24 protein-coding genes and 2 tRNA genes are annotated in these 22,268 nt (G+C 68.1%); 11 read left to right on the top strand and 15 right to left on the bottom strand.

Annotated features, from left to right (window positions below; all coding sequences use genetic code 11):
• Positions 1–159: 159 nt before the first annotated feature.
• From rpmG to VH569_RS00960, 9 genes are all read right to left on the bottom strand, one after another.
• Positions 160–327 (bottom strand): 50S ribosomal protein L33, encoded by a 168-nt coding sequence (gene rpmG, locus VH569_RS01000; RefSeq protein ID WP_012974790.1) that lies wholly within the window; start codon positions 325–327, stop codon positions 160–162.
• 157 nt (positions 328–484) lie between these two features.
• Positions 485–2,053, bottom strand: a complete 1,569-nt coding sequence (locus tag VH569_RS00995; protein ID WP_423313292.1) for a S41 family peptidase — start codon at positions 2,051–2,053, stop codon at positions 485–487.
• Positions 2,054–2,444: 391 nt separating this feature from the next.
• Positions 2,445–4,595 carry a ribonuclease R gene (gene rnr, locus VH569_RS00990; RefSeq protein WP_423313290.1) on the bottom strand — a complete coding sequence of 717 codons (2,151 nt, stop codon included), beginning with the start codon at positions 4,593–4,595 and terminating at the stop codon, positions 2,445–2,447.
• 48 nt (positions 4,596–4,643) lie between these two features.
• Positions 4,644–5,216, bottom strand: coding sequence for a hypothetical protein (locus VH569_RS00985; protein ID WP_423313288.1), 573 nt, complete (start codon positions 5,214–5,216; stop codon positions 4,644–4,646).
• Between the two features lie 7 nt (positions 5,217–5,223).
• Complete coding sequence (aroC, locus tag VH569_RS00980; protein ID WP_109047232.1) at positions 5,224–6,303, bottom strand: chorismate synthase; 1,080 nt, start codon at positions 6,301–6,303, stop codon at positions 5,224–5,226.
• 137 nt (positions 6,304–6,440) lie between these two features.
• A tRNA-Thr gene (locus tag VH569_RS00975) sits at positions 6,441–6,515 on the bottom strand.
• A gap of 36 nt (positions 6,516–6,551) precedes the next feature.
• A tRNA-Thr gene (locus tag VH569_RS00970) sits at positions 6,552–6,626 on the bottom strand.
• A gap of 161 nt (positions 6,627–6,787) precedes the next feature.
• Positions 6,788–8,722 (bottom strand): polysaccharide biosynthesis protein, encoded by a 1,935-nt coding sequence (locus tag VH569_RS00965; protein WP_423313285.1) that lies wholly within the window; start codon positions 8,720–8,722, stop codon positions 6,788–6,790.
• A 77-nt stretch (positions 8,723–8,799) separates the two neighbouring features.
• The gene (locus tag VH569_RS00960) at positions 8,800–9,744 is read right to left on the bottom strand and encodes a UDP-glucose 4-epimerase family protein (protein ID WP_423313283.1); all 945 of its coding nucleotides are present in this window, start codon (positions 9,742–9,744) and stop codon (positions 8,800–8,802) included.
• Positions 9,745–9,916: 172 nt separating this feature from the next.
• Here VH569_RS00960 and VH569_RS00955 point away from each other — a divergent pair, with 172 nt between their 5' ends.
• Positions 9,917–10,966 (top strand): glycosyltransferase family 2 protein, encoded by a 1,050-nt coding sequence (locus VH569_RS00955; RefSeq protein WP_377808896.1) that lies wholly within the window; start codon positions 9,917–9,919, stop codon positions 10,964–10,966.
• Here the strand turns inward: VH569_RS00955 and VH569_RS00950 are convergent.
• The 3 genes from VH569_RS00950 to VH569_RS00940 are packed head-to-tail and all read right to left on the bottom strand — an operon-like array spanning position 10,928 to position 13,791.
• Positions 10,928–11,767 (bottom strand): glycosyltransferase family 2 protein, encoded by an 840-nt coding sequence (locus tag VH569_RS00950; protein WP_423313280.1) that lies wholly within the window; start codon positions 11,765–11,767, stop codon positions 10,928–10,930. The genes VH569_RS00955 and VH569_RS00950 overlap by 39 nt on opposite strands.
• Before the next feature lie 4 nt (positions 11,768–11,771).
• Complete coding sequence (locus VH569_RS00945) at positions 11,772–12,776, bottom strand: MraY family glycosyltransferase (RefSeq protein ID WP_377808898.1); 1,005 nt, start codon at positions 12,774–12,776, stop codon at positions 11,772–11,774.
• Between the two features lie 31 nt (positions 12,777–12,807).
• Positions 12,808–13,791 (bottom strand): SDR family NAD(P)-dependent oxidoreductase, encoded by a 984-nt coding sequence (locus VH569_RS00940; protein WP_423313278.1) that lies wholly within the window; start codon positions 13,789–13,791, stop codon positions 12,808–12,810.
• Between the two features lie 168 nt (positions 13,792–13,959).
• On the opposite strand from VH569_RS00940, the gene VH569_RS00935 reads away from it, so the two are divergent.
• The gene (locus VH569_RS00935) at positions 13,960–14,298 is read left to right on the top strand and encodes a hypothetical protein (RefSeq protein WP_423313276.1); all 339 of its coding nucleotides are present in this window, start codon (positions 13,960–13,962) and stop codon (positions 14,296–14,298) included.
• Positions 14,299–14,320: 22 nt separating this feature from the next.
• A complete protein-coding gene (locus tag VH569_RS00930) occupies positions 14,321–14,467 on the top strand; it encodes a hypothetical protein (RefSeq protein ID WP_423313274.1) in 147 nt (48 codons plus the stop codon).
• 65 nt (positions 14,468–14,532) lie between these two features.
• On the opposite strand, the gene VH569_RS00925 is transcribed toward VH569_RS00930, so the two are convergent.
• Positions 14,533–14,964 carry a GNAT family N-acetyltransferase gene (locus VH569_RS00925; RefSeq protein ID WP_423313272.1) on the bottom strand — a complete coding sequence of 144 codons (432 nt, stop codon included), beginning with the start codon at positions 14,962–14,964 and terminating at the stop codon, positions 14,533–14,535.
• 165 nt (positions 14,965–15,129) lie between these two features.
• On the opposite strand from VH569_RS00925, the gene dcd reads away from it, so the two are divergent.
• The 3 genes from dcd to VH569_RS00910 all read left to right on the top strand — a co-directional run bounded on the left by dcd (position 15,130) and on the right by VH569_RS00910 (position 17,562).
• Positions 15,130–15,684, top strand: a complete 555-nt coding sequence (dcd, locus tag VH569_RS00920) for a dCTP deaminase (protein ID WP_042696175.1) — start codon at positions 15,130–15,132, stop codon at positions 15,682–15,684.
• Positions 15,685–15,735: 51 nt separating this feature from the next.
• Complete coding sequence (murA, locus tag VH569_RS00915) at positions 15,736–17,028, top strand: UDP-N-acetylglucosamine 1-carboxyvinyltransferase (protein ID WP_109050877.1); 1,293 nt, start codon at positions 15,736–15,738, stop codon at positions 17,026–17,028.
• Positions 17,029–17,091: 63 nt separating this feature from the next.
• Positions 17,092–17,562 carry a DUF2948 family protein gene (locus tag VH569_RS00910; RefSeq protein ID WP_109050876.1) on the top strand — a complete coding sequence of 157 codons (471 nt, stop codon included), beginning with the start codon at positions 17,092–17,094 and terminating at the stop codon, positions 17,560–17,562.
• 31 nt (positions 17,563–17,593) lie between these two features.
• On the opposite strand, the gene VH569_RS00905 is transcribed toward VH569_RS00910, so the two are convergent.
• Positions 17,594–17,950: a hypothetical protein gene (locus VH569_RS00905; RefSeq protein WP_423313269.1), complete on the bottom strand. Its 357-nt coding sequence runs from the start codon at positions 17,948–17,950 to the stop codon at positions 17,594–17,596.
• 132 nt (positions 17,951–18,082) lie between these two features.
• Here VH569_RS00905 and VH569_RS00900 point away from each other — a divergent pair, with 132 nt between their 5' ends.
• Positions 18,083–18,655 (top strand): type 1 glutamine amidotransferase domain-containing protein, encoded by a 573-nt coding sequence (locus VH569_RS00900; protein WP_423313267.1) that lies wholly within the window; start codon positions 18,083–18,085, stop codon positions 18,653–18,655.
• Between the two features lie 116 nt (positions 18,656–18,771).
• Here VH569_RS00900 and VH569_RS00895 read toward each other — a convergent pair whose 3' ends face one another.
• Positions 18,772–19,440, bottom strand: a complete 669-nt coding sequence (locus VH569_RS00895) for a LuxR C-terminal-related transcriptional regulator (RefSeq protein WP_377808907.1) — start codon at positions 19,438–19,440, stop codon at positions 18,772–18,774.
• A gap of 457 nt (positions 19,441–19,897) precedes the next feature.
• On the opposite strand from VH569_RS00895, the gene VH569_RS00890 reads away from it, so the two are divergent.
• The 4 genes from VH569_RS00890 (at position 19,898) to VH569_RS00875 (ending at position 22,260) form a co-directional block, all read left to right on the top strand.
• On the top strand, positions 19,898–20,551 hold the full coding sequence (locus tag VH569_RS00890) for a LuxR C-terminal-related transcriptional regulator (RefSeq protein ID WP_423313264.1): 654 nt from the start codon (positions 19,898–19,900) through the stop codon (positions 20,549–20,551).
• An 81-nt stretch (positions 20,552–20,632) separates the two neighbouring features.
• On the top strand, positions 20,633–21,514 hold the full coding sequence (locus tag VH569_RS00885; protein WP_423314109.1) for an urease accessory protein UreD: 882 nt from the start codon (positions 20,633–20,635) through the stop codon (positions 21,512–21,514).
• 124 nt (positions 21,515–21,638) lie between these two features.
• Positions 21,639–21,941 carry an urease subunit gamma gene (locus VH569_RS00880; protein ID WP_109050871.1) on the top strand — a complete coding sequence of 101 codons (303 nt, stop codon included), beginning with the start codon at positions 21,639–21,641 and terminating at the stop codon, positions 21,939–21,941.
• 13 nt (positions 21,942–21,954) lie between these two features.
• A complete protein-coding gene (locus VH569_RS00875) occupies positions 21,955–22,260 on the top strand; it encodes an urease subunit beta (protein WP_423313262.1) in 306 nt (101 codons plus the stop codon).
• The last annotated feature ends 8 nt before the right edge of the window (positions 22,261–22,268 follow it).

The raw sequence follows: 22,268 nt of genomic DNA, 5'->3' as shown, positions 1-22,268 counted from the left end.
CATCCGTGGTGGAACGGTCACCGCAAATAGCGGCTGCGACCGGACGCCGCATCTGCAATGGCCGATAAAAGGCACCGGCGATGCATGGAGCCAAAAACGAAAAGGCCGCCCGGAAGGCGGCCTTGTTCACTGGAAGCACAGCTCAATGTCGGACAAGACTTACTTGATCTTGGCTTCCTTGAACTCGACGTGCTTGCGCGCCACCGGGTCGTACTTGCGGAACGACAGCTTCTCGGTGGTCTTCTTCGGGTTCTTCTTCTTCACGTAGAAGAAACCGGTGTCAGCCGTGCTCACCAGCTTGATGAGGACGGTGTTCTGCTTGGCCATGATCTCGATCCCGACAAAAAATCCGTGCCCCGCCGGCCCGGCGGGGGCGGCGTCGTAGCGGCGGAAAATACCGTCTGACGCCGCAATGTCAAGCCCTATGGGCGGTGAATCTGGCGTCCGACGGCGATTGCCACAGCGACGCCCCCCGAAATGGCGGTCAGCGCTCCGCCACCGTGTTGACCACGGCGGTGGCGACGGCGCGCTGGTACAGCCCCGGCTCGGCCAGCAGGCGCATGGCGACCTTCAGGTCCAGTTCCGGCTCGTGCTCTTTCCACGGGCAGGCTTCGCGCAGGGCGCTCAGCGCATGCTCGTCGTCGGCTGCCTTGGACCGCCAGCTCGCCACCTGCGCCGGGCGCAGCCGCCCCTCGCGCAGGTCGGACAGCAGGGCCTCCGGATCGGTCTGGCCGGCCCGGCTGGTGCAGACGGTGGGCTGGACGCCCTGGCGGTGCAGGGTATAGCCGGCCGGGGTGTAGATGCGGCTCCAGGTCAGGAACAGCTCGCCGTCGTTGGGAAGGCGGTTGACTGTCTGGACGCTGCCCTTGCCGTAGCTGGAGGCGCCGACCACCACCGCGCGGCCCGAGTCCTGCAGAGCCGCCGCCACCACCTCCGCCGACGAGGCGGAGCGGCCGTCGACCAGCACCACCAGCGGCAACCCGTCGAGCAGGTCGTCGGGGTTGGCGTCGAAGCGCTGGCGGCTTTCGGGGTTGCGTCCTTCGGTGGAGATGATCCGGCCGCGGCGGATGAACAGGTCGGCGACCGCGACCGCCTGGTCCAGCAACCCGCCCGGATTGCCGCGCAGATCGAGAACCATGCCTTGCAGCGTCGGCCCCGCCGCTTGACGGATGGAGGTCACCGCCGACCGCAGGCTGGAGGCCGTGGTGGCGTTGAAGCGGTCGAGCTTGACGATGCCGACGTCGCCGGACAGCGAATAGGTGACGGTGTTCGGCACCACCCGCTCGCGGCGCAGCGGCAGCCGGCGGGGGGCGCCATTGTCGCGGGCGACGGTCAGCGTGACCAGTGTGCCGGTGGGACCGCGCAGCCGCTCGCGCATGTCCGCCGCGCTCATCCGTGTCGTCAGGTCGCCATCGATAGCGAGAAGCTGATCGCCGTCGAAGATGCCAACGCGCTCGGCCGGGCTGTGCGGCATCACGTCATGCACGATGACGCGACCGTTGGATGTGGTGTCCAGCGAGAGGCCGACGCCGCCATACCCCTCGCGCTGGGCGCGTTCGTTGCTGGCGCGCTGGACGCCGGTGTAGCGGGAATAGCCGTCGAGATCGGCGGTGACGCCGTCGAACACCACCTGATACAGCCGCTCCGGCGTCGCTTTCGCCAGGGTGGGGGAATAGACGCGGGCGCGGTCGATGATGCGGGTGGTCAGAACCGCCCAGCCGGCGGCGTCGCCATCGGCAGCGGTACCGTACTCCGCTGCCAGGGCGCCCGACACGTACAGGCGTACGGTGCTGCCGGCATGCTCCACCGTCACCGACGGGTCGAGCGCGGTCAGCCCCTTCAACCCGTCCATTCCCAGGCGGTTGAAGGACACCGGCTCCAGATAGACCTCGGCGATCTTGGCGAAGCCGACGGAGAAAACCTGTTCGGTCACCGGCTGCGGCGCGGTGTTCGCGGCCTGCGGAGTCCCGGCGAGAGCGGTGGTGGCGAGAAGGGCTGCGGTGGAAAACTGGAAGGCCAGATGACGGAGCGGGCGGCTGAACCGGCGCGCCACACCTGAAATCAGGGCGCCCGATAGGGCGGAGATCCGAAAAGACGGCACGTGGGACGGTGCATTCTGGTCGCACACGCCGTGATCGCACACGCTGTGATCGAACTGGGCCATGGGGCGAACCGCGGCCTCCCTTTCCTGCAGCCGGACCGGAGGAGGATGTTCCCGATCCCGGATGGGTGATAGATACACCTTCGTTCAGGAGGGCGGGCGGGACAAAATTGCGGGCCGCACCACAATGTTGCGGAATGTCCAACCCTGTGTCGCCAAGGCCACGCTTGTATGGCGGCGGTACCCTGAAACCGTGGCCTGCCCACGAGTCGCCTTCCGGCCGGCCTCCCGGCTCAAGCGTTGCCATTCTGCAACGGGTCTGGGGTCGTCCTCCCGTCAGGCCTTAGTCGGCCAGCCGGAAAAGTGTGCTGCCGCTGACCGGATCGGCCTCTACCAGCACCACCTTGACCGGGCTGCTGAGGCGGTACGTGCGCCCCGTACGCTGCCCGACCAGGGCGTGCGCGGCCTCGTCATGGTCGTACCGGTCGTCGGGCAGGCTGCTGGCCGGAACCAGCCCGTCGGCGCCGCTCTCGTCCAGCCGCACGAACAGCCCGAAGCGGCTGACGCCGGAGATTCGGCCGCTGAAACGGTCCCCGATGCGGTCGGCCAGGAAGGCGGCGGTGTAGCGGTCCACTGCGTCGCGCTCGGCGGTGGCGGCGCGGCGTTCGGTGCTGGACAGATGGTCCCCGATCTCCGCCAGCCGGCCCAGCGTCTCGTCGTCCAGCCCGCCGACGCCCAGCCCCAGCGTGCGGATCAGCGCGCGGTGGACGATCAGGTCGGCATAGCGGCGGATCGGCGAGGTGAAATGGGCGTAGCGGTGCAGCGCCAGCCCGAAATGGCCGATGTTGTCCGGGCTGTAGGCGGCCTGGGCTTGGGCGCGCAGGACCACCTCGCTGACCAGAGTTGCGTGCGATGTGCCCTCCACCTTGCGCAGGATGCGGGTGAAGTGGTCGGGCGTCAGGTCGGCGCTCTTGGTCAGCGGGTGGCCGATCCCGGCCAGGAAGCCGCGCAACGCCTCCATCTTCTCCATCGAGGGGCGGTCGTGGATGCGGTAGAGGCCCGGCATGGTGCGCCGCTCCAGCACTTCCGCCGCCGCGACGTTGGCGGCGATCATGAACTCCTCGATCAGCCTATGGCTGTCATGGCGCTCGCGTCTGACGATCTCGGCGACCCGGCCGCGTTCGTCGATGTGGACGCGGCGTTCCGGCAGGTCCAGTTCCAGTGTGCCGCGCTTGGCACGGGCGGCGGCGAGCCGGGCATAGGCGCCGAACAGCGGGGCGATCACGCCGTCGGCGAGCGGCCCCGTCACCTCGTCCGGCCGGCCGTCGTGGCAGTCCTGCACCTGTTCATAGATCAGCCGTGCCACCGACCGCATCAGCCCGCGGACCAGACGATGCCGGATCAGCACACCGCTGCGGTCGATCCACAGGTGAAAGGCCAGACAGGCGCGATCCTCCCCCGGCCGCAGCGAACACAGGCCGTTCGACAGCGCCTCCGGCAGCATCGGCACGACGCGGTCGGGAAAATAGACGGAGTTGCCGCGCTCGTAGGCGGTGCGGTCAAGCGCCGATCCAGGGCGCACGTAATAGGACACGTCGGCGATGGCGACGATCAGGTGCCAGCCGTCCGGGTTCTCCGGATCGCCGTCGGCCTCCGCCCACACGGCATCGTCGAAGTCGCGGGCGTCGGCGCCGTCGATGGTCACCAGCGGGATGTCGCGCAGATCCTCCCGCTGCATCTGCGCCGGCACCGCCGCCAGTTCCGCCTCGCGCAAGGCTGCGTGCGGGAAGACGGTGGGGATGCCGTGGGCATGGATGGCGATCAGGCTGAAGGCGCGCGGCTCGTCGGTGGAGCCCAGCCGCTCGACCACGCGGGCCTGCGGCTGGCCGGCGCGCCCGGCCGGCAGGATGTCGGCGAAGACGAGGTCGCCCGGCTCGGCATCGCCGCGGTTGGGCGGCAGCACCAGGAATTCGGTCTTGTGGCGGCGGTCGGTCGGGAGGATGCGCCCGCCATCGGCGCTCGGCCGGTAGACGCCGAGGATGCGGCCCTCGCGCTCCCCGTCGATGCGGCGGATGACGCGGGCTTCGTAGAGGCGGTCGTTGATGCGGGCAAGCTTCGCCAGCAGCGTGTCGCCGACCGCCAGCGGCTTCTCCTCTCCCCGCGACTTCTTCTCCGGCAGCAGGAAGATGCGCGGCGGGTTGCCCTCGCCGGTCCAGGTCAGCGGCCGGGCGGCAAGCTCGCCGTCCGCATCGGCGCCAGTGACCAGCAGCACCGCGACGGCGGGCAGGGCCTGCGGCGGGGCCATGCGCTTGTTGCGCCCGCGCTCCACCGTACCGTCCGCCTCCAGCTCGCGGAGCAGATCCTTCAGCGTCTCCCGGTCGGCCGATCCGGACAGCTTGAAGGCGCGGGCGATCTCGCGCTTGCCGACGGGGGTGGTGCTGGACCGGATGAAGGCGAGGATGGCGTCCTTGCTGGGGAAATGGCTGTCGGTCACTGGGCGGGGGATCCGTCGGTTCTTGGCGCTGGTATGGCTATATAGGGATCAATCGCCGCTGGGGCTTGTCGCCCAGGGGGTGCCGACTATCGCCCGGATGGCGTCGCTGCGCTCCAGCGCCTCGCGGAATCCCGCCAACGGGAAGCGGACCTCCGTCTTCTCCCCTGCCGGCGACTGGCCGACGATGGAAACTTCCGGCGCCTGGGCGATCTTCTCCACCATCCGGCGGTTCAGGTCGGGGTCGGTCATCGCACAGGTGTTGGTTTCGAAGCGGAAGGGCTTGCAGGGGGAATCGGGCTTGAACACCGCCCGATCGGCCCAGACGCGGACCAGCCGGTCCAAATCCAGCGATTCGGGGGAGACGCGGAAGCGCAGCCCCTCGCGCCAGCGCTCGGTCGAGCGCAGCCAGACCAGCCGGGCGGTGCGGTCGTTGACGCCGCGGGTGGACAGCTCGCATTCGACCTGCCGTGTGCCGGACCAGAGCTGGCAGTAGAGCTTCCAGCTTTTGAAGCTCTCGTCGAACTCCCGGAAGGTCTTGCCGTCCTCCGCCGCAGCGGGCGCGGCGAAGACCAGAATCGCCAGGGCGAGGATCAGGCGCGGTCCGTGGCGGAGGACGGGCATGGGCCGGTCACTCCCGCCGTTCCGCCCGCCGGCGCAGCAGATGGTCGGCCAGGACGCAGGCCATCATCGCCTCGCCCACCGGCACGGCGCGGATGCCGACGCAGGGGTCGTGACGGCCCTTGGTCAGGATGTCGGTGTCGTTGCCGGCGGTGTCCACCGTCTGGCGCGGCGTCAGGATCGAGCTGGTCGGCTTGACCGCGAAGCGCACGACGATGTCCTGCCCGGTGGAGATGCCGCCCAGGATGCCGCCGGCATTGTTGGTCAGGAACTGCGGCTGGCCGTCCGGCCCCATGCGCATCTGGTCGGCGTTGTCCTCGCCGGTCAGTTCGGCGGCGGCGAAGCCATTGCCGATCTCGACGCCCTTGACCGCGTTGATCGTCATCATCGCGCAGGCGAGGTCGCTGTCGAGCTTGTCATAGAGCGGGTCGCCCAGCCCCACCGGCACGCCGGAAGCCACCAGTTCGACCACCGCGCCGACCGACGAGCCGCTCTTGCGGATGCCGTCGAGATACTCGGCCCATTGGGTGGCGGCGACCGGGTCGGGGCAGAAGAAGGGGTTGTTGTCGATCTCCGCCCAGTCCCAGCGGCTGTGATCGATCTTGTGCGGGCCGACCTGCACCAGCGCACCGCGCACCTGGATGGCGGACCCCAGCACCTTGCGCGCCACCGCACCGGCGGCGACCCGGCAGGCGGTTTCCCGCGCCGAAGAGCGGCCGCCGCCGCGGTAATCGCGGATGCCGTATTTCTGCCAGTAGGTGTAGTCGGCATGGCCGGGGCGGAATTTGCCGGCGATGTCGCTGTAGTCCTTGGAGCGCTGGTCGGTGTTCTCGATCAGCAGCGAGATGGGCGTGCCGGTCGTCTTGCCTTCGAACACGCCGGACAGGATCTTCACCTGATCGGGTTCCTGGCGCTGGGTCGTGTAACGCGACTGGCCTGGCCGGCGCTTGTCCATCCAGGGCTGGATGTCCGTTTCCGCCACGAGGTCGAGCAGCGACGGGCAGCCGTCGACGACGACGCCGATGGCCGGGCCGTGGCTTTCGCCCCAGGTGGTGAAGCGGAAAAGCGTGCCGAAGCTGTTGCCGGCCATGGTGACATCCTCCCGAAACGAACCCGCGCCGATAAATGACGTAGCGTCTATTTGCGCGGATTTCTTGCGGCCTTTCGGCGGCAAGGTCAAGGAAGCGATGCGCTGATTTTTAAGGGGGAGTTTTTAAAAGAGGGGAATGGTGCTGCCAGAGAGGATTGAACTCTCGACCTCTCCCTTACCAAGGGAGTGCTCTACCACTGAGCTACGGCAGCGCCAGATGCAGGCGCCTCATGACAAGATCGGAGGAATGGTGCTGCCAGAGAGGATTGAACTCTCGACCTCTCCCTTACCAAGGGAGTGCTCTACCACTGAGCTACGGCAGCCCCGATAACCGATCATCGCTGGGGCGATGCGTCCGGGTGAGGCGTTCAGGCTTGACCGCCCCCCGAAGTGGCGCGGGTTATGCCACAGGCCTTTTGGGGATGCAAGCGCTTAAAATCACCTCGCCGCTCACTTTTTTTCGAGCCCGGAACGACTGCCCGGATCAGGCCTGTGTTGCGGCCGGCGGAAGCACCGCTTCGGCGCGGAAATCGGGCACGACGGTGCCGAGGATCGACAGGACCCGCTCGCCGTCGCCGGCCCGCGCAGCCGCCTCCAGCTCGCCCACGGCGCGGTTGATCAGCGCATAGTCGATCAGCCGGGGGGAGGCGAGGAAGACGCCGTCGGCCTCGGTACGGCTCGGCGCCTCCGCGGCGGTCAGGATTTCCTCGAACAGCTTCTCGCCCGGACGCAGGCCGGTATAGGCGATCTCGATGTCGACGCCGGGGCGGTAGCCGGCCAGCCGGATCATCTGGCGGGCAAGGTCGGCGATCTTCACCGGCTCGCCCATGTCCAGCACCAGGATCTTGCCGCGATCCTCCGCCCGGGTGGCGCCGTGGGCGGAGGCTTGCAGAACCAGCTCCACCGCTTCGCGCACCGTCATGAAATAGCGGCGCATGTCGGGATGGGTCACGGTCAGCGGGCCGCCCTTCGCCAGCTGCCGGGTGAACAGCGGCACCACCGAGCCCGAGGAGCCCAGCACATTGCCGAAGCGCACGGTCATGTAGCGGGTGGCATGATCCGTCCCGTCGCGCGGCGGCAGCACGTCCAGCGCCTGGCAATAGGTCTCGGCGAAGCGCTTGGCTGCCCCCATGACGCTGGTCGGGCGGATCGCCTTGTCGGTGGAGATCAGCACCATGGCGAGGCAGCCGGCGGCGCGGGCCGCATCGGCCACGTTGCGGGTGCCGACGACGTTGGTCAGCGTGCCCTCGCACGGGTTGGACTCCACCAGCGGCACGTGCTTCAGCGCCGCGGCGTGGAAGACCAGGGCAGGGCGCTCCTCCTGGAACAGGCGCATGATGCGGTCGCGGTCGCGCACGTCCGCGATCACCGGGCGCGGGTCGAGGTTGGGGAACTTCTCCCGCACCTCCATCTCGATGCTGTAGAGGTTGAACTCCCCGGCATCGAGCAGGATCAGCCGTTCCGGTCCCAACGCGGCGATCTGGCGGACCAGTTCGCTGCCGATGGTGCCGCCGGCGCCGGTGACGATCACCCGCCGCCCGCCGACCAGTCCGGAAATGGCGCCGCGGTCCAGCACCGCCTGCGGCCGGCCCAGCAGATCCTCCAGCGCGATGGGTCGCACCTCGATGCCCTTGCCTTCGCCGAGCGCCGACTTGAACTCGGTCAGGCTGGGCAGGCGCGACAGGACCAGCCCCAGCGCCTCCGCCCGGTCGAGCAGGCTGCGCAGGGTCGACCCCTTCAGCTCGGCATTGCCCTTGGTGACGATCAGCCGCTGCGGCCGCTCGTGCTTGCGCTCCAGCGTCTGGACCACCTGTTCCAGGTCGTCGGGACCGCCCAGCACCGGCACGCCGCGCACGGCATGGCCGACGCGCCGTCCCTTGTCGTCGAGGATGCCGACCACGCGATAGGCCGACTGGCCCGGCTGGTCGAGCGAACGGATGAACAGCTCCGTTGCGTCGCCGACGCCCAGCAGCAGCACGGGAATGCGTGGCACGCCCTCCACCGCCTCGGCCCAGCTGAAGCGGCGGTCCTTCAGGAAGCGGTAGGCGAAGCGCGGCCCGCCCAGCAGAAGCATCTGCACCAGCCACAGGATCGGCGGCAGCGAGCGCGGCAGCAGTTCGGCGCGCGTCAACAGGAACATCGCCAGCACGAAGCACAGGACCGCCACCGTGACGGCGCGCACCACCTGCATCAGATCTGGAATGGACGCGTAGCGCCAGATGCCGCGGTACAGCCCGAACAGCAGGAAGACCGCCGCCGACACGCCGACCAGCACCGGCAGCGCGATGGTCAGGGCGTCGGAATACAGGCCGAAGGCGGAACCGCCCACCCGCAGGTACAGGGCGACGACCAGGGCAACCCCGGTCATCACCAGATCGTGCAGGAAAACCAGGGAGGCCCGTGCGGACGGGATGCGCATGCCGCTAAACCTTGTTCATTCGTTCGGCCGTGGAAACCGGCGGGCTGAAGCCGGCCATGGCTGTTCCAGCCTGGAAATCAGCCGCGGGAAGCTTTGAACCATTCCGCGGTGGCGCGCAACCCGGACGCAAGGTCATGGGGCGGGCGCCAGCCGAGCCTTTTGCGGATGGGGCCGTCATCCACCGTCAGCGTGCCGGCCAGCCGGTCGAACACCGCCCGCGTGCCAGTCAACGCCGCTCCCAGCGCCATCAGCCCGCGCGGCACCGGGACCAGCCGTGCCGGCCGGCCGAGCGCTTCGGCGATGGCGCGCACCAGATCGGCGGTCGAAACCGGCTCCCCATCCTGGACCAGGAAGGTCCGGCCGGCGGCGTCGGGATGCTCCAGCACCGTCACCACCGCGTCGGCGAGGTTGCCGACATAGATCAGGCTGCGCCGGTTGTGGATGCCGCCCAGCGGCAGCGGCAGGCCGGTCGCCACCAGCTTCACCAGGGCGCGCATGTTGCCGGCCGCTCCGGGGCCATAGACCAGCGGCGGGCGGATCACCGCCACCTCCATGCCGGTGCGGGCGGAGATTGCCGCCAGCCCGCGTTCCGCCTCCAGCTTCGAGAGGCCGTAGGGGCTGTGGGGATCGGGCGCCGTCGCCTCGTCCAGCGGGGCGGGGCGGCTTTCATCCACCATCGCCTTGATGCTGCTGAGGAAGACGAAGCGTTTCACCCCGGCCGCCGCCGCCTGCTCCGCCAGCCGGATCGTGCCGGCGGTGTTGACGCGGCGGAACTCCGCCAGCGGGTCGGCGGCCTTGTCGCGCATCACATGGACGCGGGCCGCCATGTGGATCACCGCGTCGATGCCGGCCAGCGCCGCGGTCCAGTCGGTGCCGGGACCGATGTCGCCGACCACTGCCGGTTCCCATGGCCCATCCTGCGGGGTGCGCAGGGCGGCACGCACCGTGTGCCCGTGGGCTGCCAGAAGCGGGATGGTGTGGCGGGCGACGAAGCCGGTGGCGCCGGTCAGGAGAACGCGCATGGGAAGGACGGTCCGGGCTGGATTCGGTTGGTGCAGTCAAGCATGCCTTAGTATCCGGTTTGGCCGGGTGGTGCCACGGCACAAAGCCCCAAGACCCTTTTCCAGCTTTCGGTCGGGGGTCGGAATGGCTATAAGCTGGAGAGGGACGCGTGAATAAGGACGCTACCAAGACATGTCACATACCGTCGACGGTGCAAATGATCGGCACAGCCGGATCATCATCGTCAGCTTTAATTGCGCAGACTTCGTCAATCGCGTCATTGGCTGTCTGCTCGATCAGACCGATCCCGCCTTCGAGGTGGTGATCGTCGACAATGCCTCCAAGGATGTCGACGGCATTGCCTTGCCCGCCGATCCGCGCTTTCGCATGGTGCGGATGGACACGAATGTCGGCTTCGCCAAGGCCAACAACGTCGGCGCCGCCGGGGCCACCGTCCCCTGGATCGTCACGCTGAACCCCGACGCCTTCCCGCGCCGCGACTGGATGGAGCGGCTGCAGGCCGCCGCCCATGCGCAGCCCGACGTGGCGATGTTCGGCTCGACCCAGCTTTTCTCGCACGATCCACGGATGATCGACGGCGAGGGCGACCAGTATTCGATCTTCGGCTTCGCCTGGCGGGTCAACTACCGCCGCATGCTGAAGCCGCCCTATTACAGCGGAGCGGTCTTCTCGCCCTGTGCCGCGGCGGCCATGTACCGGCGCGACTATTTCGAGGCGGTCGGCGGTTTCGACGAGGATTTCTTCTGCTATTGCGAGGATGTCGACCTCGGCTTCCGCATCCGGCTCGGCGGCGGACCAGCGGTGCAGGTCGGCGACGCGGTGGTGGAGCATGTCAGCAGCGGCGTGTCCAAGCAGTACGGCACCTTCGCCCAGTATCACGGCGTCCGCAATCTGGTGTGGACGATGGTGAAGAACATGCCGTTGCCGCTGCTGCCGCTGGCCTTCCTCGGCCATTCGCTGCTGGTGGTCTATCTGGTCTTCCGCAGCCTGGGCAGCGGGCGCACCGGCGCCATCGGCCGCGGCATCCGCGACGCGCTGCGCGGACTGCCGGGGATGATCGCCAAGCGCCGGGCCATCCAGCACGACCGCAAGGCGACGCTCGGGCAGGTTGCCCGCATGATCGCCTGGAACCCGCTGCTGCTGAAGACGCGTGGCCGGCCGGGATGCCGGCTGTCGCGCCGCTCAGACCAGCCGCCAGCCGTGGGTGTTGAAAAAGCGTAGGGCGGAGCGGGCGAACATCCGGATGTGTGCGCCGCCCTTGCGCGCCGCCTTGCCGCCGAAATGCACCATGCGGACATCCGGTACATAGGCGATCTCGCCCAGCGCCATCGCCCGGCGCGACAGGTCGAAATCCTCGAAATACAGGAAATAGCCGTCGTCGAAGCCGCCCAGCCGGGTCAGTGCGTCGCGCCGGAACAGCATGAAGGCGCCGCTGACCTGCTCCAGCCCGGTCACGACGGCATCGCGGGTGACGTCACGCATCTCGTAGCGGTCGAGCCGCTTGGCGAACATCCGCTTCACGGAGCCGGGGGCGAAGGCGCGCAGCCCCAGATCCAGCACGGTCGGCCGGCGCTTGCACAGGAACTCCTGCTCACCCGACGGGCCGAACACCTTGGGCGTCAGCAGCACGGTGTGCGGATGCCCCTCCATGTAGCGCCAGCCGGCCAGCAGCGCGTCCGGCTCCAGCAGGATGTCGTAATTCAGGATCAGGTGGTAAGGCGCGTCGCCCTGCCGGATCGCCAGATTGTGTCCGGCGCCATAGCCGACATTGCCGTGCCCGGCGATCAGAGTCACCGGTGGCCGGCCGGTCTCCGCATAGCGGTCGAGCAGAGCCCGGAACGGGTTGGTCGCCGCGTCGCTGCCCTCTGGCGCGCCATTGTCGACGATCCACAGCCGGGTCTGAACACTGGTTCCCGCCGCCAGCCGGTCGGCGGCGGCACCGATGGTGTCGAGCGAGCGGGCAAGCAACTCCGGATCGGGATGGTACAGGACGACGGACAGGTCGAGGAAAGCGGTGGTCATCGGATCATGCCTTCGCCATGCGGGTCAGCGTCGCCAGCAGCAGCGCGACGGCGACCGCTCCCGGCGCCAGCGTCCAGGCCCCGAAGGTCCCCGCTGCCAGCGCGGCGGCGACCAGGACGAGGCTGTAGGCGATGATGGTCAGCACCACGCGGTCGTGCCGGCCCACGCCCTTGGCGGCCTTCTGGTAGAAATGCTCGCGGTGAGCCTGCCAGATCTTCTCGCCGCGCAGCAGGCGGCGCAGCAGCGTGATGGTGGCGTCGGTCAGGTAATAGGCGGGCAGGATCAGCGCCGCGGCCCAATCGCCGCGAGCCGCCAGCGAGGCCAGCAGGAAGGCCAGGATATGGCCGAGCGGGATGCTGCCGACATCGCCCATGAACATGCGCGCCGGCCGCCAGTTGTGGGTCAGGAAGCCCGCCGCGGCTCCGGCCAGCGCCGCCCCGGCGACCCCGGTCAGGCCGAAATCGCCCATGACCAGCGACACCAGCGCCACGCCGCCGCCGATCAGGATGGTCTCGCTGCCGGCCAGCCCGTCGATGCCGTCCATGAAATTGTAGAGATTGACGAACCACAGCCACAGGAAGGCCGTCGCCGCCCGGTCCAGCCCCCAGGGCAGCCAGCCCTGCCAGACCAGCTGGTCCGCAGGCAGCGCCAGCAGCCCGAACGCCACCGCCAGCGCCTGCACCGCCAGCCGCAGCAGCGGCGACAGGGTGCGCCGGTCGTCCATCCACGACACCCCCATCAGCGCCAGCGTGCCCAGCAGAACGGCCCCGGTCTCCAGCGGCCGGCCCAGGACGAGCCCGGCGATGGCGAAGACCGGCACCACCGTCAGCATCACCGCCCATCCGCCGCCGCGCGGGGTGGGGGCCTGATGGCTCGACCGCTCGTTCGGGATGTCCATGATGCTGCTGGCGAGGAGATAACGCAGCACCCGCGTCGACAGGTACCAACCGACGGCCAGACACAGCAGGAAGACGCCGATCAGCGCGGTCGAATAGGCGGTGGAGGTCATGGCGGCTCGGATGGTGGAAAAGAGGGGGAGGTCAGAGCTTGTGATAGCCCTTGTACCACTCCACGAAGCGGGGCAGGCCGATCTCGATGGGGGTCTTCGGTTCGAAGCCCAGCAATTGGCGGCTCAGGTCGATGTCGGCGGCGGTCTCATGCACGTCGCCGGCCTGCATCGGCTCCATCACCTTCACCGCCTCGCGGCCTAAGGCCTGCTCCAGCACGCCGATGAAGCGCATCAGCTCTTCGCAGCGGTTGTTGCCGAGGTTGAAGACGCGGTGCGGGGCGCCGGTCTCCGCATCCACCGGGGCGGGACGGTCGAGGGCGGCCAGCACGCCGGCGACGATGTCGTCGATATAGGTGAAGTCGCGCTTCATCTTGCCGTCGTTGAAGACGCGGATCGGCCGGCCGGCGGTGATGGCGTCGGCGAACAGCCATGTCGCCATGTCCGGGCGGCTCCACGGGCCGTAGACCGTGAAGAAGCGCAGGCCGGTCATCGGCATCCGGTAGAGATGGCTGTAGGTGAAGGCCAGCATCTCCGCCGCCTTCTTGGTGGCGGCATAGACCGACACCGGGCTGTCCACCCTGTCCTCCACCGAGAAGGGCATCTTGCGGTTGGCGCCATAGACCGACGAGGTCGAGGCATAGACGAAATGCCGCAGGCCCGGCATGCGTCGCGCCGCCTCCAGCAGCGTCACCTGACCGGTGACGTTGGCGTCGACGTAGGCATAGGGGTTCTCGATGGAGTAGCGCACGCCTGGCTGCGCCGCCAGATGGACGACGCCGGTCACATCGGCGAACTGCGGCCACAGACCCTCCACCGTCGCGCGGTCCGAAATGTCGGCCTTGATGAAGCGGAAGCCGGGCCGGCCGGTCAGCCGGGCCAGCCGCGCCTCCTTCAACGTCACCGCATAATAGTCGTTCAGGTTGTCGATGCCGAGCACGCTCTCCCCGCGGTCCAGCAGCGCAGCCGCGACATGCGATCCGATGAAGCCGGCGGCCCCGGTGACGAGGATGGTCATGGTCCGACACCCTATGTGACGATGGTCCGCCGGTCTTATGCCCCAGCGGCGGTTGGCGCGCCAGCCTCCATCCACGGGCCTCCACCGACCGGTTCGCACGCTTGACAGCCGATCCGCCCTGCCGGTCTACTGCGCGACCGCGACACATCAGGACCGATGGGACGATCGATGCCCCCGAAGAAGAATCCGCTGAACCTGAACCCGCTGCAGCTGCGCACCCTGACCCTGTTGCAGGAGATCGCCCGCCTGGAGAACAAGCCGGCCGAGGACGAGGAGGGTGGCTTCATGATCACCGGCCTGCCGCATGCCCATGGCAACCACTTCCATCTCGGTCACGCCGTGGTTGCCGCAAAGGACGCCACCGGCCTGCAGAACGACGCCGTGTGGACCATCCTGGAGCGCAAGGGCATCGTGAAGCGCAATCCCGCCTTCGCGGTCCTGACCGCGACCGGCGTCGGGTACGACACCGGGCTGCGCGACCAGATTCTGCACCATTCCGACCACTGACATCCCGGGCGGAGCCGCGCCGATGGACGACACCGCCGAAACCACGACCCCGCCCCCGGCCTCGGTGAAGCCGAAGCCGGCGGCATCGGGCCGTGACGAACGCCTTGCCGCCCGCCTGCGCGAGAACCTGCGCAAGCGCAAGGAACAGGCGCGGCAGCGGGGGGAATAGTCCCTCTCCCGAACTTTGGGAGAGGGCGCTTCCGCTCATGCCGAGCCGCTCCCGGCCAAACCGCTTTAGGCCAGTTCCTTCCTGAACCAGATCTGCCTGTGCCCCGGCGGGTAGCCCTCCATCTCCGCCCACACCTCATAGCCCTGCTTCGGGTAGAACCCCGGCGCCTGGAAGTCGTAGGTGTAGAGCCGCGACCAGCGGCAGCCGCGGGCCTTGGCCTCCGCCTCCGCCGCGGCCAGCAACCGGCCGCCGAGACCGCTGCCGCGCGTGGAGTCGTCCACCCACAGCAGGTCGACATACAGCCATTCCCAGTTGGTGTAGCCGACCAGACCGCCCTTCAGCGCGCCGTCCGCATCACGGGCGGCAACCACCAAATCGCGGCGGTCATAGGCGCGGCCGAGCGACGCCTCGTTGTAGGCGCGCAGGCCTTCGTAGATTCCGGCGAGGTCGGCCGGGGCGGGGGTGTCCGTCACGGACAGGATGAAGTTCTGGCTCATGGACGCCGAGCTTAGACGTCGCGGCGGCGAAGACCAGCGCCGTGATAAAGAACCGTCCATGCGCGCCAAGCGGCCCACCTTTCCTTGAGCGCCGCCGCGTGCTCGGCTACAAACCAGCCTTCACGACCCCTCCATCCAATCGATACGCCAAGGAGTACCCCCGCGATGGGCATCATGCCGGACAGCTGGATCCGCGAGATGGCCGAGACCAAGGGCATGATCGAGCCCTTCGTCGAGACCCAGAAGCGCGAAGGCGTGATTTCCTACGGCGTGTCGTCCTACGGCTATGACGCCCGGGTCGCCGACGAGTTCAAGATCTTCACCAACGTCGACAACGCCATCGTCGACCCGAAGCGCTTCGACGATTCAAGCTTCGTCGACCGCAAGACCGACGTCTGCATCATCCCGCCGAACAGCTTCGCGCTGGCCCGCACGGTCGAGTATTTCCGCATCCCGCGCGACGTTCTGGTCATCTGCCTGGGCAAGAGCACCTATGCCCGCTGCGGTCTGATCGTGAACGTCACCCCGCTGGAACCGGAGTGGGAAGGCCACGTCACGCTGGAGATCTCCAACACCACCCCGCTGCCCGCCAAGGTCTATGCGAACGAGGGGCTGTGCCAGTTCCTGTTCCTGAAGGGCGACAGCGTGTGCGATGTGTCCTACGCCGACAAGTCCGGCAAATACATGGGGCAAAAGGGCGTCACGCTGCCCCGGCTCTGAGCACTCCTATCTGAACGCCTTCAAAAGCGTATCTGTGAAAGAAACAGGTCCATGGACAAGATCCGCATCCGCGGCGGCCGCCCGCTGAACGGCTCCATCACCGTTGGTGGCGCCAAGAACGCCGCCCTGCCGCTGATGACGGCGTCTCTTCTCACCGACGAGACGCTGACGCTGACCAACCTGCCGATCCTGGCCGACATCAACACGCTGTGCAATCTGCTGCTGCAGCACGGCGTGGCGATCCACATGGCCGGGGCGGGCGGCGATTGCGCCGGCCGCGCCGTGGACTTCACCGCGCGCGACATCACCAACACCACCGCCCCCTACGATCTGGTGCGCAAGATGCGCGCCAGCGTGCTGGTGCTGGGTCCGCTGCTGGCCCGCTGCGGCGAGGCCAAGGTGTCGCTGCCCGGCGGCTGCGCCATCGGCGCGCGTCCGGTGGACCTGCACATCAAGGGCCTGGAGGCGATGGGCGCCGACATCCGGATCGATGCCGGCTACATCGTCGCCAAGGCCCCGGCGGGCGGTCTGCGCGGTGCGGAATACGTCTTCCCCAAGGTGTCGGTCGGCGCGACCGAGAACCTGCTGATGGCGGCCACGCTCGCCAAGGGCACCACCATCCTGGTCAACGCCGCGCGCGAGCCGGAGGTGACCGACCTTGCCGAATGCCTGGTCAAGATGGGGGCGAAGATCACCGGCATCGGTACCGACCGGCTGGTGGTCGAGGGTGTCGACCGGTTGCATGGCGCCCGCCACATGGTGGTGGCCGACCGCATCGAGACCGGCACCTATGCCATGGCCGCCGCCATCACCGGTGGCCGTCTTGACATCATGAACACCCGTCTCGATTTGATCAAAGCGGCGGTCAAGGCGCTGGCTCCGGCCGGCGTCGCCTTCGAGGAGATCGAGAACGGGATCCGCGTGTCGCGCGCGAACGGTGAACTGCACGGCGTCGATGTGATGACCGAGCCGTTCCCCGGCTTCCCCACCGACCTTCAGGCCCAGATGATGGCCCTGATGTGCACGGCGACGGGTGCCGCGATGATCACGGAAACGATTTTCGAGAACCGGTTCATGCACGCGCCGGAGCTGACCCGCATGGGCGCGCGGATCACGGTCCACGGCTCGTCGGCCCTGGTGCGCGGCGTGGAGCGGCTGACCGGCGCGCCCGTGATGGCGACGGACCTGCGCGCTTCGGTGTCGCTTGTGCTCGCCGGGCTGGCGGCGGAGGGGGAGACGACGGTCAACCGCGTCTACCACCTCGACCGCGGCTATGAGCGGGTGGAGGAGAAGCTGGCTGCCTGCGGTGCGGAGATCGAACGCATCCACGGCGGCGACGAGTAAACGGCGGGGGTGCCCCTCCCGCCATCCCCTGAGGTTGGCCTTTCCCGAGAGGTGCCCCCGAACATGACGGCCCCAGCCATGACCCCGATCCGCCTGCGCGCCGAAGACGAGGAGGATCTGAAGGTCGTCTCCGCCTGCCTGCAGGACGCCATCCTGCCGGTCGGCGACATGTGCTTCCAGCCTGACGAGAAGCGGTTCGTCATGGTCGTCAACCGCTTCCGCTGGGAGGCTGCCGACGGTCCGCGCCCGGGACCGTCCGCCGACGACGACGTTCTGGCGCCCTACGAGCGTGTCCATTGCGGCCTGCGGGTGGAGGGGGTCACCGGTGCCAAGCTGCGCGGCTTCGACCTGAAGGAACGCGGCCGCATCATGGAGTTGCTGTCGATGGAGACGGTGGAGGGCGGCGTCGCCCTGCATTTCGCCGGCGGCGGCTGCGTCCGCCTCGATGCGCCGTCCTGGCGCGTGATGGTGGAGGATCTGGGCGAGCCCTGGCCCACCGGCTGCAAACCCTGCCACCCCGACGAACCGGCCTGACCGCTTCGAGATGGGTCCGGAGCGCTGGCGATCAGCGCTCCGCGACCTGGGTATCGGTGTGCAGGCGGCGGATCACGTCCTGCGCGGTCTTCTTGTAGGTCACCGTGTCCTCATCCTCGCCCGGCGACAGTTGCGAGCGGCGGACGGTGAAGAAGCGGTGGCCAACATCCAGCATGCCGCTGGCTTCGACCAGGATGCTGGTGTCCTTGCCGTCTGCGCTGGGCGACACGGAAACGATCTGGCCCAGTTCTTCGCCGAGCAGGCCGGTCACTTCGAGCCCGACAAGGTCGTCGCCGCCGCGCGGATCCGCGGCCTGGACCGACTCGATGTGGGCGAATGGCAGGGTTGCCGCCAGCGCAAGGCCGGCCAACAGGGTCTGGAACCTCATGATTTCGGCTCCCATCGCTGATGTGTGTCTCGTATGTCACAATCAACATGGGAATTGCGAGACAGTTCCCAGGGAACCATCCAGGGGTAATCCGGTTTTTGCGGCATGACCCTCAGTGAAGGACGTGCCTCGATGGCTCAGAAACTCGATGGAAAGACCGTTGCCGTGCTCGCCACCGACGGCTTCGAACAGGTGGAACTGACCGAACCGGTGAAGGCGCTGCGCGATGCCGGCGCCACCGTGCATGTGGTCGCCCCCAAGGGCGGGCAGATTCAGGGGTGGAATCATCACGACCGCGGCGACATGGTCGATGTCGACGTGACGCTCGACCAAGCCGATGCCGGACGTTACGACGCGCTGCTGCTGCCGGGCGGGGTGATGAACCCGGATTCGCTGCGGCTGGAGCCGAAGGCAATCGCGTTTGTGAAGAGCTTCGTGGAGTCCGGCCGCCCCATCGCCGCGATCTGCCACGGTCCCTGGACGCTGATCGATGCCGGCGGCGTGCGCGGCAAGCGCATGACCTCCTGGCCGTCCTTGCAGACCGACCTGCGCAACGCGGGCGCCAGCTGGGTGGACGAGCAGGTGGTGACCGACCATGGGCTGGTCACGTCGCGCAAACCGGACGACATTCCGGCCTTCTGCCGCAAGATGATCGAGGAGTTCTGCGAAGGTCGCCACGCCGGCCATCGCCACGCGGCGGAGTAAGGGCGCGGATTTGCTCCCTGCCTATCCCTCTCCCGCGAAGCGGGGGAGGGAAGGGGGCTATAGAATAAATTGGAAGGGAGGGGCGTCCTCTCTGACGGAACCCTCTCCGGCAGACCCTACGCCGTCACCAGCGGGGACAAGCCGTTCTGGATGGCCCACACCGCGGCCTGGGTGCGGTTCTGCGCGTTGATCTTCCGCATCACGTTCTTGAAATGCATCTTCACCGTCGATTCGGTGATGTGCAGGTTGCGCGCAATGGCCTTGTTCGACTGGCCGGCCAGCAGGCAGCGCAGGATCTGCACCTCGCGCTTCGACAGGTCGCCGCTGGGCGGCATGGCAATCGGAGTGGGGTTGTGCTGCGGGCGTTCGTTGGCGGCGGCCATCAGCAGGCCGGCGACATGGGTGGGATAGACCACCTCGCCCAGCATCACCAACCGCAGGGAACGCAGCAGGCTCTCGCTCGACATGCTCTTGTTCAGATAAGCGTCGGCGCCGGCCTTCAGCGACTGCGACAGGCTGCGGTCGGCGATGGTGTCGGCGAGCACGGCGATCCGGGCGGAGGTGCCGTCGCGCAACCTCCGGATGCCGGCAATCTCCTCCGGCATGCCATCCTGCAGCGCCAGCACGATCAGGTCAGGTTCCTCGCCGTCGGCAATCAGGTCGAGCGCGTCGTCGGCGCTGGCCGCATGGGCGCTGACCCGGAAGGGGCCGCCGCCGATCAACGTTGCCAGTGCCGCAGAAAACAGCCGGTCGTGGTCAACCAGCATCACAGTCCATGTCGTCATCGATCATCCTCCGCTGGGCCGCCCTTTTTCCGGGCGGCGGCGATCCCCCCTTTTGTTCCGCGCCTGAAGGTCCAGGAAAAGGACCGGACCGGTTGGGCCGGTCCGCACGGACTCCGAACATAGAAAATTAGAACAATATTGTTCGGAACAGCGGGCTTTACGCTTCATGCTGCGATGATTTATACGGTTCATTAACCAACAGCGCAAGGTGAGAACAGGAAAGTCACAGCCAATAGATCGGATTTGCGGTGAAAATGATCGTGGATCCATTCATTCGATATTTAGGGGTAGCTGCGCCAAGGAGCGGCGCGAATGAACCGCTTTCCCATTGGGGCTTTTTGGTGTTCTTGGCCCTGACTGAGGAGCGGTCCGCTGAGAATAAGGGGACACGATGGAGTTCGAGCTTCAAGCGCGCGGTGGTTCGCGTAGCGCGGGCAATCCCACGCGGATTTTTCTGGTGGTCGACGAGCAGCCGATGGTCCGCCATGGCTTCGCGCTGTCCATCGGCGAGATCTGCCCTGGGACGCGCGTGCTGGAGGCCGGGTCGTTGGATGAAGCGCTGAACGTCTGCCGCCAGACGCCCGAGCTGGCCCTTGTCCTGTACGACCCCGGCCCGCCGCGCGTGGATGGGGATGACGCGGGCGGCGGCGCCATCGCCGGGCTGCGCCGTCTGAAAGAGGCTCTGGGCGAGGTGCCGATCCTGATCCTGACCAACTCGGACGAGGTGGCCGACATCGTCGACAGCGTCCGCATGGGCGCCCGCGGTTACGTGCTGAAGACCAGCCCGCCGGAGGTGCTGGAGCATGCCATCTCGCTGGCGCTCAGCGGCGACATCTTCCTGCCGCTGCCGCGTGCCGTGCTGAACGGGGCGCTGGCCGAGGGGCCGCGCGGCAACGACGACATCCTGGACCGGCTGACCGACCGCCAGCGCGACGTGTTCGAGCTTCTGCTGGCCGGCCACTCCAACAAGGAGATCGCCCGCGGCCTTGGCGTGCTGGAAGGCACGGTGAAGGTGCATGTGCGCGCGATCATGCAGAAGCTGGGCGTGCGCAACCGCACCCAGGTGGCGGTGGTCGCCGCCCGCAACGGCTGCTTCACCGGAGAAGGCTGAAGAGTCCGCATTGCCTGAACGGCCCCGCTTCCGGCAGACTGGCGCCCCTACGATCCAGTGAGGAGCGGGCGCTTGGTTCAGGTGGCGGTGGCCGGCAGGCCGGGAGAGTCGGCGGGCGAAGAAAAGGCGGGCGGGGAAAAGAAGGTCGCCGTCCATGGCGCCGCCACCGTCCGGTTCGAACATCGCCAAGGCCAGACCCGGCTGGCGACGCTTTACCACCATGACCCGCTGCGGGTGCTGATGCCGACGCCGCGCCGCGATGACCTTCCCATCGCGGTGCTCGCCACCACCTCGGGCGGAATGGTCGGCGGCGACCGCATGGACATCGCCCTGTCCGTCGGGGCCGGCGCCAAGGCGCTGATCACCACCCAGGCGGCCGAGAAGGTCTATCGCTCCACCGGCGCCGACTGCCGCATCGACACCGCTTTGTCGGTGGAGGAGGGCGGCTGGCTGGAATGGGTGCCGCAGGAAGCCATCGTCTTCGAAGGCTCCCGCCTGCGCCGCCTGACCCGGATCGACCTGTCGGGCGACGGCCGCGCCATCGCCGGGGAGATGCTGGTCTTCGGCCGCGCCGCCTTCGGCGAGACGGTCACCCGCGGCCTGATCCGCGACGCCTGGGAGGTCGCCCGCGACGGCCGCCTGGTCTGGGCCGACGCCCTGCATCTGGACGACGACATCGCCGAGGCACTGTCCCATCCCGCCGGTTTCGGCGGTGCCGCCGCCTGCGCCACCCTTCTGCATGCCGCTCCCGACGCCGCCCGCCACCTCGATGCGGTCCGGGCACTGGCCGAGCCGGTCGAGGGCGCCCGCATCGGCGCCACCGCGCTGGACGGCCTGCTGATCGTCCGCATCCTCGGCGGCGATGCCCGCGCCGTGCGGCGCGCCTATGCGGCGCTGTGGTCGGGCCTGCGCGCCGAAGCCGCGGGCTTGCCCACCCGCCTGCCGCGGCTCTGGGAGGTCTGACGGGGGCTTTGGGTTCTGCTTGCCAGCACTTTCAACCCTCTACGTCATACGACGCACTTGGCGTGCCGTTCCGGCGTGGCATAATCGCCGGCAACGAACAGGGTGGCGAAAGGGCAATCCCCCGATGAACCTGACAGGGCGCGAGAAGGACAAGCTGCTCGTCGCGATGGCGGCGATGGTGGCGCGGCGGCGGCTGGAGCGTGGGGTCAAGCTGAACCACCCGGAGGCGGTCGCCCTCATCACCGATTACGTGGTGGAGGGTGCGCGCGACGGCCGCACGGTGGCAGAGTTGATGCGGGACGGTGCCACCGTCCTGACCCGCGAGCAGGTGATGGATGGCGTGGCCGACATGATCCACGACATCCAGGTCGAGGCGACCTTCCCCGACGGCACCAAGCTCGTCACCGTTCACCAGCCGATCCGTTGAGAGGGGATGCCCGATGAAACCCGGTGAAATCTTCCCGGCGGCCGGCGAGATCGTGCTGAACGACGGCCGTGCCACCGTCGAACTCGACGTCGCCAATGCCGGCGACCGCCCGATCCAGGTCGGTTCGCACTTCCATTTCTACGAGACCAACAGCGCGCTGACCTTCGACCGAGAGCAGGCCAGGGGCTTCCGGCTCGACATTCCGGCCGGGACGGCGGTGCGCTTCGAGCCCGGCCAGACCCGGCGTGTGAAACTCGTCGCCTATGGCGGCGACCGGGTGGTCATCGGCTTCAACCGCAAGGTCAACGGCGCCCTCTGACGGGCCGA

It is taken from the genome of Azospirillum sp. 11R-A (assembly GCF_049472615.1).
Taxonomy (GTDB): Bacteria; Pseudomonadota; Alphaproteobacteria; order Azospirillales; family Azospirillaceae; genus Azospirillum; species Azospirillum palustre.
Note: the sequence above shows the minus strand (reverse complement) of the source record. Positions and strands in the feature narration are given on the sequence as shown.